The sequence below is a fragment of the Paenibacillus terrisolis genome (assembly GCF_056171975.1).
Genome location: NZ_JBKFGG010000001.1, coordinates 570,007 through 581,913 on the forward strand (window position 1 = coordinate 570,007; position 11,907 = coordinate 581,913).

An 11,907-nucleotide genomic window follows, 5' to 3' on the forward strand; every position below is an offset into this window, starting at 1 on the left:
GGACGGTGTCCATTAATTTAAGAGAAAGCAAGCCGTCCCCTGAATCATATGCCTCCCCATAGACCATGCATTTATTTTACAAGTGCATCGAGGGAAAGGTTCTACCGAGTCATATTAGCAACCTCAAATCAAAGATATATCTGAATTTGGACATATCAAAGTGCTGAGAAGCTTGAAATACCCGCATCAAATCCCCATGCCATTTTTTTATCTCCTCAACCGCTACTCAAAAATGCGGCTGCATCAAAATCACCTTTAATCCTTCATTTATCTCGTGTTATTGAAACCGATTTTAATTTTGGCCTCGATCCCTTTTAATGTTAGTTTGGAAACGAATCTTGATCAAACCAGACTATATTTAGGGATTTATGGCTCTATGAGTAGGAAGATTTCGGATATATATTTCATGCCCGAATTATATCAACACAATTACGATCATGTTATAATCATGTTACAGAAGAAAACGCAAACGGAGAAAATGATTTGGGAGAGGTAAGGGCATGTTTGCTAAGCGGCTTAAAGAACTAAGGAAGAAGCGGAAATTGACGATGCAAGAGGTGGCGGATTTCGTTGGCGTGGCCAAAAGCACGTATGCCGGCTATGAATCCGGATACAGGCAACCTACAATAGAGTCGATCCAGACTATTTCGAGAAAACTGCACACTTCGGCCGACTATTTGCTTGGCTTGACCGATTCCCCGGATCCTCCCGAACCAAACCACAACGCCAAAGAATATCTCAATTACGAGCAACTCCATTGGGACGGCATCCCGCTGGAGAAAGAAGATATCGAACTGATTCGCGGCTTGCTCAACCGCGTGCTGCGCGACCGGTCGAGGGAGTCCGACACTCCATCCGAGAAATAAGACACTTCCCGCATGTCCGTTCGAAAGTAGCGGAAATAAAAATACTTTGCCCCGGGAGGGAAAGCGAAGGCTATTCGCGTTTCCTCCCGGGGCACTTTTAATCAACCAACACACAAGGAATAAATTCTACGAGTCGGACACGTCGATGTCTACAAGTTTGCCGTCAACGTAAGTAAAATCAATATTCGTAAGACCTTGTCCTGCCATTGTTTCCGAAACAGGCAGCACTTCTAAGGAAGGGGCTATCCATTGTTTCTTTTCCATTCGTTTCACCTCCTTTCCAGCTTTTCTATTCCAATGTTTTCAAAAAACGATAAGCAATCAACGCCCGCATCAGCACTTTCAGGTGAGGGTCGTTGGCATACTCCGGCTTAACGGGAGACTCTGTTTGGCTTATGATTTGTTTCACCCTCCCCACGTTGATGTAGCGGGCAGCCCTCTCGTCTTTGCAGAGCCCGTTCAGCTCTTCCCGAATGGCCGGCCATTGCGGTATAATCCGGTGCACCCAATCCATTCCTTGAATGCCGCGGGTCCGCTGGTTCAAACGGACGTCGTCCGGCAGCATCCCTGCGGTCGCCCGGCGGATAAGCGACCGCCCGAAGCCGTCTTTCACGTACTGCTCGACCGGAATCGAGAGGCAGAACCGGATCAGGCGCGCATCACTGGTCGCGTCCCGTTCCCAAATGCCCAGCCGGTATGACGCCTTCGCCGAGATCGTGCCCTGCATGCCGAGAACGGACAAATTGCCGAAATAGTTTTCCCGGTCCTTCAGCAGGTTGTACTCCGAAGGACGCAGGCCGACATCATAATTCGCCAGCTTCTCGAACACGCCCGTACGGCTGCCAAACGCCGGTGCGATCATGGAAGGCACGTCCGATACGAAAGCTTCCCCCTTGCCTTGGAAAGCCTGTTGCTTGACGGCGAGCGCAATCCGTTTGCGACCGGTGCCGAGCTGCTTCCCGCACAGCGTCATTTCCCGGTATAACCGAAGCCATCGCAGTTTCTTCAGTAAGAGGCTATAATAGGCAACCATCGGACCCCAGGAGACGGAATAGTTGCCTCTCGCTCCCGTGAGCAGGACGCCAAGCCCTTGGCGCGAAGCTTCTTCATGGATGCCTTTAATCCAAAATGAATTTTCGAAGTTTTTGTAAGGGCCTTCGATCCGCCCGATCCATTCATCGATTTCGGTATAGGAGCTTCTGCCCGCAAAATCGAGATAGTTCCCCTGAATATGACCAATATAATCGGTGACCGTACGAATCGTTGGGCTTTCGTTCGCCTGGACGCTTCTCGGCGTCCAATCGACGAAATCGGGCTCAGGCATATAACTGTAGGCTTGCAGGCTTTTTCCTTGCTTCGCAAGCAGCCCGGCGGCAAACGCGGCTGCCGAGCCGGAATCGAGCCCGCCGCTGAGCGTAACGCCCACCGGCTTGAAGGTTCGGAGCCTCGCGCGGACCGCTTCGCTGTAAATGTCCCTGAACGCTTCCACATATTCGTCGTCGGACCCGAGCCGGATCCGCCGCTCCGGGATTACGCTTCCGTATGGCCGTACGGCAATCGACCCATCCGACCACTGAAACGCATGGCCCGGCGGCACCTGCTTAATCTGCTCGTAATAGGTCGTATGCAGATCGACCGCATCAAGCAGCGTCGGAATGGCCAAAAATTCGGCGAAACGCTCCTCGCACAGCTTCTTCCGCATCCCTGGCAGAGAGAACAGCGGCTCGATGACGCTGCAAAAGGAGAAACCGTCCGGCCCGCTGCGGTAATACAGCGTTCTGCTGCCGAGCAAGTCCCTCGCTCCAAACAGCAGCCGGTTATCCTCGTCCCACAGGACAAAGGCGAAGTCGCCGATCAAGTAACGGGGAGCTTCCATCCCCCATTTCCGGTAAGCCCGGACGATAAGCTCGCTGTCGGTCATCCCGCTTCTGCGCTCCCGTTCCACCTGCAGCTGGTCGAACAACTGCGCGCGATTGTCGATGATCGCATCGGCGACGATCACAAGCCCGGACGGGCCGTCGCGGTACGGCTGCCGCTCATGCACCGATTCCGGCGTGATCCACTGCGCCCGGCAGCCGAGCATCGCACGCCCGTCGTCCCAGGCACCGAAGCCGTCGCCGGGATACAGCTTGATGGCCTCGAGCAACGCTTCCGGGCCGCCAGGCAAATGGAGCGGCTTGTTGTCCCTCTGCACGAATCCGACGATTACGCTCATGCCATCTCATCTCCCGCCGTCACGGTTTCCGACTGATAGTTCAGCAACTGCCTGAACTTTCCCTTCGTCTCTTGCGAAAGCTGCTGGTAGCCGCCCTGCTGAATAATCTCCCCTTGATCCATGACGATGACTTGATCCGCATGGCGGATCGTCGACAGGCGATGGGCGATCACGATGATCATCATCTTATCTTTCAGGCCCTCAAGCGCCATCTGAACGAGCCGCTCGTTCTCGCTGTCCAGCGCGCTTGTCGCCTCGTCCAGCACCAGAATCGAAGGGCGTTTCAAGATGGCTCTCGCGAGTACGATCCGCTGCCGCTCGCCGCCGGACAAGCGGATGCCCCGGTCGCCGATAGCGGTATCCAGCCCTTGCGGCAGCTTTCGCACAAACGATTCGGCGGCCGAAAACTTCAACGCTTCCCACAGCTCGCTGTCTTCAGCCTGCGGCGCGACGAGTTTCAAATTGTCCCGGATGCTCGCGTTAAAGAGGAATGGGTCCTGCGCCACGTAACCAATCGAGCTTCGGAGAGCCCTAAGCTGCAGCTCTTCGCTAAGAACGGCGCCGTCAAGCAGCACTTCGCCCTTCTCGGGCTTGATGAGCCCCATCAACATATCAATAAGCGTACTTTTCCCGGCGCCCGACTTGCCGACGATCGCCGTCATCCGGTTTGCGGGAATTTTGACGTTAATATCGCGCAGCGCATAATCGGGTTCGTTTGAGTCGTAACGGTAATAGACCCGCCTGCATTCGATTCCCAGGGCCGGCAGGCAGCGTTCTCCTTCGCCCGGGGAGCCGGAGTCTACCAGTTCCCTGTTCCGGTCCGCTTCCTGCTGCAGTTTGTGCATCTCTTTGAATGCGGGAAAGCTAGACGCAAGCTGCTCGAAATTCGACTGAATCCCGATAAATCTCGGCCATAGCCGCGAGAAGATCAGTACAACCAGAAGGAGCTGCTCGGCCGGCGTATGAAATACTTCGAGCGCCAAGTAGACAAAACCGGCGATCAGTCCGATCGAAGCGACCCGGTACGTAAGCTGAGAGAGCGAATTGATCTTAATAAAGCCGACGACGTTGGTCTCCAGCTCCCTGCTCAGATTGTCAAACCAGGCAAGGTGAGATTTCTCCAGCCGATTGCTCTTGATGTCTTTAATCCCGTTGAAATGGTCGCTGATCCCGGCCATAAAGCTTTGGGACAACTCCGTCGTCTTCTCGCCGATGCTTTCCGCCTTGCGGACGAACTTCCGGGAGAATAAAGCCAGGAAGGCTCCACTCCCGATGACGACCGACGTCAGCAGCGGAGATAGCCAAAACGCAAGCCCGATCTGGATCACGGTAAACAGGATGCCCGTCGACATCTGCATCAGCAAAGAGGTGCCGTAGCTGACCCGCCCAAGCTCGTTCACCATCACGTGATTAAAATCGGATTTTCGCTTACGGTGAAAAAACTCCCATTTTGCCAAAAGCAGCCCCCGGTACATCTCCAAGCGGAGCGTGCGGACATATCGCTGCAAAATCCGCGCGTTCTGCACCGTCTGGAACCGCTGCAGGAACGACTGGCCTCCGACGATTAGCACATAGATGGCAAGCACGAACGGCAGGTTTAGCGCAATCGACTGATGATCCGCGAACGCCTCCAGCGAAGACAACAGGCTCACCGAGCCCAAATCGGCCTGAAACATGCCCATCATGCCGAGCAGCGGAACAATTAAATAAATGCCGATGCCATCCAAGCTGCTGATGGCGATCGTCGTCGCCATATTTATATACAAGCGCCAGCCTGATACTTTGCGCAGTTTTTGAATGTAATAGAAGAGATATTTCATAAGCCATCTCCAACCCGCGGACTTTCTTGCCCTGCCGGACGATTCCGCTGTTAACTGTAAGGCTTTGCTCTCATCCGCCGATTGGCGGTTTTTTCGTTTTTGCCGAATACCGCGACTACGGAGAACCGCTCAAGCGCCTCGTTTCCGGTCACGTAAAACGAACCGCTGCGCAGCCAGGCATGTGCGATCATCTTGCCCGAGTCATCGCGGCCGCTGCCCAAATATAGCGTGGATGAAACCCCTCGCCGCTCCAGCATTTTCATGGCTGCCACCGCCTGCACCAGGCACCGGCTTTCCCACCAGGTGACACGGCTCATCGCATGGACGGCCTTGGACACCTGCCGTTGAAGGAGCTCCTGCTCCGGCGTGCAGGCGTAAGACGTCTCCCGCATATGCTCGCCAAGCATTGGCGCGACTTTGGCGAATGGAAGCAGCTTGATGAATCTCCCCCACGCCAGATAGAAGTGAGCTTCGATATACATCCCCTTCGTCTTCGCGGAATAGGACATAAACCTCCGGATTTTCCTTAACGTTTTTCCCGCTTTTTTGTACAAGAGGCTACCCCCTCTTCACCTGTACAAGCCCTTCGGATTCCATCTGCCGAAGAAACAAGCGAACTTGCTGTTCGCAAATGGCTGACTCGATATCGTACTCGGAGACGAGCCGGCTTACGAGCGCGGGCACGGAGATCGGCTGCGCCAAAAACTCCCAGATCCGTCCTCCGGTCTCCCCAAGATTGAAGTATTTGCCGTCCTCGATGCTCAGCATCACTTTTTCCCCGTTCATATCGCTTACGAGATAACCTTCCGACTGTGTGACAAGCTCATTGACGGCACTGTAATTCACACTCATGACGATTCACCTCCCCAATTATAAGTTGACGATTCTGTTCACCAGGTTAAAGGCCGTAAAGCCTTTCTCCGGGCGGCTGAGCCGGTAAACCGGAAGCTGGGAAGCGACCCGGGTGATGGCTTGAAAATGCCATTGCTGTAAATTTAGCAAAGGAACAAGCAAGTTTCGGTAAGTATGGACATTCAGAATATGCAGTCCTTCCAGGCGGCTGCAGGTGCGGATAACCGGCTCGGGCTCCGGAGACTTCACCAGCTCGATAACGCCGGCAAGAGGCAGCGGCTCCGGATGAAACCGGGATCCGACCGGAACGGCATATTTGTTGACTCTCTGATAGATGCTCGTGTACTCACCGGCAGCAAGCCCCAGCTGTTCTATGCTTTCCTCCCACAGCTTCTGCTGCGGGTAAGACGGATAAACGATCGAAGCCTCCTGCATAGAAGAGACGGATACCGCAATGACATCATCCGTCATTATCGGGTAGCCGGTGTTCGCAAACGCTGCGGCAAGCGTAGATTTGCCGGCACGGGATTGTCCGACGATCGCATACGCTTTGCCGCCCACGACAACTGCGCTGCCGTGCAGAGGGAGGATTCCTCTTCGCATAAGAAGCGCTCCCATGCAGCTTCCAAGCAGATACAGCCTGATCTTCGCTTCGTCCGCTCCGGGCCATGGGGTTACTTCGATCCGGCTGTCGCCCGCAATCCGGTAAACGGCGGTTTCCGGCAGGCTGAACCGTACCTCTCCGTCCGTGATCTGAAAACCGGCCTGATCTTCGTGTGCTTCGAAATCGTTCAATCTAGGTTTAAGCCGGATCTCGACATCCATCGGTATATTCGTCTCTTGCAGATCGAAACCTTCGGGCAAATCGATCTCACTTCGTACGTTCAGGCCGAACAACCGGTAGTAATACACGAAAATCACTCCTTTTAGAGGTTGTTCAAAAAGTCGTCTTCTGATCACGAAGCTGGTCAAGAAGCATTTTCGACGTCGAATCTTGAATTCAGCCGGGCCAAGTCTATGCTTCCGAAGTATGTTTCCTGCGGAAACATTTCAGTTGCTCACGTAGGTTCGCCAAGCCTATGCTTCCGAAGCCGTTTTCTCCGAAAACGTTTAGCTCCGCTACTCAGTCCCTAGCCTCATCCAACTGAAGCGTTTTGAAAAAACGCACATCGAAAGCATACGCTTCGGTGCTCAAAATCCGACTTTTTGAACTCTCACTCTTATTGAAAGCGTATCATTCATTCGTTGATCACATGCCGCCACATCCACAAGAACAGGCGCAGCGGGAAATAAAGAAAATGAAACGGTCTGGACAGCGGCAGTTGCTCCCGATCCCGGGCGTTCGGCTCCAAAGCTTTAAGCAAGTACATGCATCTTTGTTTCGGTGTCATCAGCGACAGCGTATATTTCAAATACGGCCACAGTGCGTTTTTTTCGGGTACCGGGTTAAGCTTCACTATTCTGGATATAAAAAACATTGCGTTCCGGGCGAAACGCCGCGCCTTCCTGCCGTTCGTCATTTGAAGCAGCAGAGCGGGAATATCCGCCCGCAGCAATGCGGACGCAAGCAGGAACGCCTGCCCGGCAAAGGCCCTTCCGCCGTGTTTTTCGAAATACACATCCATCTTCCCGGGGCGGATATGCGGAACGAGACGAGCAATGTCGACCAGCCAGCGCAGACGAAACCATCCGTGTCTGGCACCGTGATCGGTCAAATAATCAAGAAGGTGTTCTTTCCCAAGGGAATAAAACAGCAATCCTCCCACCGGGACGGTCTCCCTACGCTCCCACAGCTGCCCGAACGAATGCTTGTCGACGGGATTCGGATTGAGCCGCCAATGAAGCTCGACATTCGCCCAGTGCTCCTTATGCGCAAAGCTGAGATGGTGGTATTTTCTTTTCCAATGGGGATCGGAATCGTGCTTATCCGTAGCCTCATAACCAAGCTCGGCCATGATGGCCTCCGCCTGCCCGACATCATCCGGATCGATCAGGATGTCCAGATCCTTCGAAGTCCGAAGCGACAGGTCGCCGTAGAGCTGAACCGCCAGCACCGGCCCCTTCAGTTGGATCGCGCGGATCCCCTTCTCCGCAAGCGCCTCGCTAATGCGGCTCATCTCCTTCGTCAGCTCCAGCATCTTGAAGGTATTGGCATGATGATGACCGCGGAGCGTCTTCATCGTATCGGCAGGAACCATCGAAGCAAAACGATTCAATTTCAGGTACAGCGTCGGATAGACGCGGTGATGCAGCGCAAGCTCCATGAAGGCGTTCCAATCCAAGTTCGAGGTATGACGCTTTACCGTTTCCTCGTCTAAAGCCGGTTCGTTTCTCAGCAGAAGCAGCAAAAAAGACATTTCGCCGGAAAGACGGCTTACATCGATGTTCATTGCTTTATTCATGAGCGCCCCAACCCCGCTATCGTTCAGATTACAGTTGCATAACCGGAATTTGTTGTTTGATGCCTTGATCCAGGTTTGGGCGGCCGACGGAATAATAAATGAAGGCCGTGCCGAGCAAATCCTCTTCTTTGAACACGTTGCGCCCGTCGATCAAAATCGGCTGCTTCATGGCCTCTTGCAGAAGATTCAAATCCGTTTCCGCAAATTCATCCCACTCCGTCAGCAAGCACAGCGCATCCGAATCCTGAGCGGCATCAAGCGCCTGTTCGCACCAGACAACGCCTTCCTTGCCGTAATAGACTTTAAAATTGTCCATGGCGATCGGATCGTAAGCTTTTACCTTTACGCCGTTATCGGCTAAATACTGCATGATCTCCAAGGCCGGCGAATCGCGGACATCGTCGGTGTTGGGCTTGAAGGCCAACCCCCAAATCCCGATCGTTCTTCCCCGCAGCTCGCCGTCGAAGATCGTTTCCAGCTTGCGGATGACATTCATCCGTTGATCATGATTCACTTCCACGACGGAACGGAGCAGTTTGAACTCGTAATCGACGTTGCCGGCGATCTGGATAAGCGCCCGGGTGTCTTTCGGAAAGCAGGAGCCGCCGTAACCGATGCCTGCCTTCAAGAACGATGAGCCGATCCGCTTGTCGTAACCCATCCCTTCCGCGACCCTCGTAACGTCCGCCCCGACCTTCTCGCAAATGTTCGCAATCTCATTGATGAACGAGATTTTCGTCGCAAGAAAAGCGTTCGACGCATACTTGATCATCTCCGCGCTGCGGATATCGGTCACGACAATCCGATCGGTGAGCGACCGGTGCAACCGTACCATCACGTCCGCGGCATCCCGGTCCTCCGCGCCGATGACGACCCGGTCAGGATTGAGCGTGTCTTTGACCGCGGAGCCTTCGCGCAAAAATTCCGGCAGCGAAATGCTGTCGAACGGCTCGGACGTGTGCGAGCGGATCCAGTCGGCTACCCGCTCGTTCGTGCCGACCGGCACCGTGCTCTTGATCACAATGATTTTATAGCCGTTCATCGCATCGGCGATTTCCAAAGCGGCTTGCTGGATGTAGGTCAGGTTCGCCTCTCCGCTTGGCATCGGAGGCGTCCCGACGGCCAGAATAATCATGTCGGATAGGCGAACCGCTTCGTCCAAGGCGGTCGTGTAAGCAAGCTTGCCTTCGGAACGGTTTCTGTCCGCCAGCTCCTTCAGGCCGGGTTCGTAAATCGGAATGGTTCCCTCCAGCAGCATCTTGATTTTATCCGCGTCCTTGTCGACGCAAATGACTTCATTGCCGAGCTCCGCATAGCAAACGCCCGATACAAGACCCACATAGCCCGTGCCGATAACTGTAATTTTCATCCTCGATCACCCCATCGTTTGGTTTATTGTCGCCGTAATCTCGTTCCAATCCAATGCGAGCCTGACGATATCTTCTTCGATAAGCTCCGTCCCCGTCTGCACTTCGATAATTTCCATCTCAGTTTCCGCGCGCAAACTATGCTTGCAGGCCTTGCCGATCGCGAGCACGTCGCCGGCCTTTACCGGAAACTGCTTTCCGTTCAGCACCATCATCCCGTTGCCGGACACGATGGTCCATACCTCGTCGCGGAGCAGATGGTATTGGTAGCTCAAGTTTTTACCCGGCGAGATCATGATCCGTTTGGCCAACACCTCGTTGCCGTCCGGATATTTCCAATAATCGAGCACCCGGTAGGAGCCCCATCGGCGCTCCTCGCACATCGGCCGCTGGTCGGTATGCTTCATGACGTCCTTGATGAGCGGGCTCGCTGCTTTGTCCGATACGAGAATGCCGTCCGGGCTGGCCGCCACGACGACATTCGAGACGCCGAGCAGCGTGATCGGAATGTCCAGTTCGTTAATGATGTGGGTATTGCCGGCGCCTTCGGCAATGATGCCTTTGCCGATCAGCGGATCTTCAATTTCCTCGGTCAGCGTGTTCCACGTGCCGAGATCCTTCCACTCGCCGTCGTAAGGAATGGCAACGATCCGGCTAGCCTGCTCAACCACCTCGTAGTCGAAGCTGGTTTTCTTCATTTTGCCGTATTGGCGCGCCATCTCCTCGTATTGGATCGGCAACCCGCGAGCAATGAGGATATTGATCAGAAAATCCAGCTTGAAGGCAAAAACCCCGCAATTCCAAAGAGCGCCTTGTTCAATCATGGCAGCCGCTTCTTCTTTGCGGGGCTTCTCGCGGAAGCTGTTTACTTGAATACAGGTCGCATCCTGCGCCGTTCCGTCTTGAGGTACGATATAGCCGTATTTTTCCGAAGGATAAGTCGGCCTCACGCCCACCAACGCGATATTCGCACCCGACCGCGTGAGCGCCTTTTCCAGTTCCTTCGTTTTATGGAAGAACGACTCTTCAACGTAGGGGTCCACCGGCATGACGACGACAGTCTCGTTTAGCCCGGCGCCCGCCACCGAATACAGGTAAGTCGCCGCAAGCGCAATCGCCGGGTACGTATCCCTTCTTTCCGGCTCAACGATGACTTCGATATCGCTTCCAAGCTGGCTGTGGAGCATTTCGACCTGTGGCCTGTTCGTCGCGATATAGGCGTTGCCGCCCAATCCGGCATTCGAGATCTGTCCCCATACGCGCTGCACCATCGATTCAAACCCGCCCTCGGCGTTTTTCAGCACCTTCAGGAACTGCTTCGAACGGGAATCGTTCGACAGCGGCCACAGGCGCTTGCCCGAGCCTCCGGACAGAAGAACAATTTTCATGCCGATCCCTCCTTAAACTTTGCTGGGCTTTGCTCCTCCACGACCAGGTTTGCCGTTTCAATTCCGCTTGTCCAGGTTTGATAATAATTCGAGTTTTTACCGTAGGAATTGTCGAACAACGTATTGGGCTTATCCATCAGACAGGATAAAATATGACCGTGGAGCCTGGACGTTTGCACGCTTCGGTAGCTGCCGAAACGCTTGATCGCTTTATTCACCAGATAGTCGGTGTATTTAGCCCAGATCGCGTACATCGGAAGCGGACTGCCTCTTCGAATCAAGCGAGCGATCAGCTTGATCGACTTCTGCTCCCATCGGCCGTACAGCGACGACCAGTCCAAATAATCGCCGCGTCCTTCTGCCTCCAGCCTCTCCTGCTCCTTCGTCTTCTCGATGTCGGTGCGAAGGAAGCACAGCAGTTCCTTGGTCGGTCTGCCTGTATGCCGGATTCGCCACAATTGATGAGCCATATCGGGTGACAGGTAAACGAAGCAGCGGCCAAATTTCTCCGAAGCCAGCTTGAAGGACGGCATATCGCGGACGTATAGATGAACATCCTTATGCTTGCCTAAAATTTGTGCCGTTCGGTCAACTTCCGATTCCAGTTTATAAAAAATGGTCTGCGGCAGCATCACGATACGGTGGTCTGGATAATCGGCCACAATCTTCTCGCGGAGCCGTTGGTGCTGCGGGTACAAATCGCCGAAATTCCCTCCGCCGTGAAGCACGATAATATGGTCTCTCGGAATAAGCAATGAATCCGGGAAATCGAGCACGCTGTACCTTGCACGGACATGAATGCCGTATTCCTTGAAGAAAGCCTCGGTCCCTTTCATGATGAGCAAGTCGCCGCCATTGCTATGGACGGGAACATCGAGGAAATAAATATTCGAGCCCGGCGGAATGACTTTCAAGATTTGGCGAAGCTCATTTTTCCGTCCATCCATCGGATGGGCATCCGAGGTGCTTTGCATGTCTGTCCTCTCTTTTGGCATCG

The 11,907-nt window shown here is 54.0% G+C and carries 11 protein-coding genes; 1 reads left to right on the top strand and 10 read right to left on the bottom strand.

Annotation, left to right across the window (positions count from 1 at the left end; all coding sequences use genetic code 11):
* Positions 1-500 precede the first annotated feature (500 nt).
* Positions 501-866: a helix-turn-helix domain-containing protein gene (locus ACI48K_RS02460; protein WP_475025985.1), complete on the top strand. Its 366-nt coding sequence runs from the start codon at positions 501-503 to the stop codon at positions 864-866.
* A gap of 126 nt (positions 867-992) precedes the next feature.
* Here the strand turns inward: ACI48K_RS02460 and ACI48K_RS02465 are convergent, their stop codons facing one another.
* From ACI48K_RS02465 to ACI48K_RS02510, 10 genes are all read right to left on the bottom strand, one after another.
* On the bottom strand, positions 993-1,130 hold the full coding sequence (locus ACI48K_RS02465) for a paeninodin family lasso peptide (RefSeq protein WP_475025986.1): 138 nt from the start codon (positions 1,128-1,130) through the stop codon (positions 993-995).
* Between the two features lie 25 nt (positions 1,131-1,155).
* Entirely contained in the window at positions 1,156-3,081 is a 1,926-nt protein-coding gene (locus tag ACI48K_RS02470) for an asparagine synthase-related protein (protein WP_475025987.1), read from the bottom strand.
* Positions 3,078-4,901 (bottom strand): ABC transporter ATP-binding protein, encoded by a 1,824-nt coding sequence (locus ACI48K_RS02475; RefSeq protein ID WP_475025988.1) that lies wholly within the window; start codon positions 4,899-4,901, stop codon positions 3,078-3,080. Before ACI48K_RS02475 ends, ACI48K_RS02470 begins: the two co-directional genes overlap by 4 nt.
* A 50-nt stretch (positions 4,902-4,951) precedes the next feature.
* Positions 4,952-5,410 carry a lasso peptide biosynthesis B2 protein gene (locus tag ACI48K_RS02480; protein WP_475026048.1) on the bottom strand — a complete coding sequence of 153 codons (459 nt, stop codon included), beginning with the start codon at positions 5,408-5,410 and terminating at the stop codon, positions 4,952-4,954.
* A gap of 49 nt (positions 5,411-5,459) precedes the next feature.
* Positions 5,460-5,759, bottom strand: coding sequence for a lasso peptide biosynthesis PqqD family chaperone (locus ACI48K_RS02485; RefSeq protein ID WP_475026049.1), 300 nt, complete (start codon positions 5,757-5,759; stop codon positions 5,460-5,462).
* 12 nt (positions 5,760-5,771) lie between these two features.
* Positions 5,772-6,665, bottom strand: coding sequence for an aldolase (locus ACI48K_RS02490; protein ID WP_475025989.1), 894 nt, complete (start codon positions 6,663-6,665; stop codon positions 5,772-5,774).
* Positions 6,666-6,991: 326 nt separating this feature from the next.
* Positions 6,992-8,155 (bottom strand): nucleotidyltransferase domain-containing protein, encoded by a 1,164-nt coding sequence (locus ACI48K_RS02495; RefSeq protein WP_475025990.1) that lies wholly within the window; start codon positions 8,153-8,155, stop codon positions 6,992-6,994.
* 28 nt (positions 8,156-8,183) lie between these two features.
* Positions 8,184-9,524: a UDP-glucose dehydrogenase family protein gene (locus ACI48K_RS02500; protein WP_475025991.1), complete on the bottom strand. Its 1,341-nt coding sequence runs from the start codon at positions 9,522-9,524 to the stop codon at positions 8,184-8,186.
* A gap of 6 nt (positions 9,525-9,530) precedes the next feature.
* A complete protein-coding gene (locus tag ACI48K_RS02505) occupies positions 9,531-10,910 on the bottom strand; it encodes a sugar phosphate nucleotidyltransferase (protein WP_475025992.1) in 1,380 nt (459 codons plus the stop codon).
* Positions 10,907-11,905 carry a polysaccharide pyruvyl transferase family protein gene (locus tag ACI48K_RS02510; RefSeq protein ID WP_475025993.1) on the bottom strand — a complete coding sequence of 333 codons (999 nt, stop codon included), beginning with the start codon at positions 11,903-11,905 and terminating at the stop codon, positions 10,907-10,909. The genes ACI48K_RS02505 and ACI48K_RS02510 overlap by 4 nt, the downstream gene beginning before the upstream one ends.
* Positions 11,906-11,907: the final 2 nt, after the last annotated feature.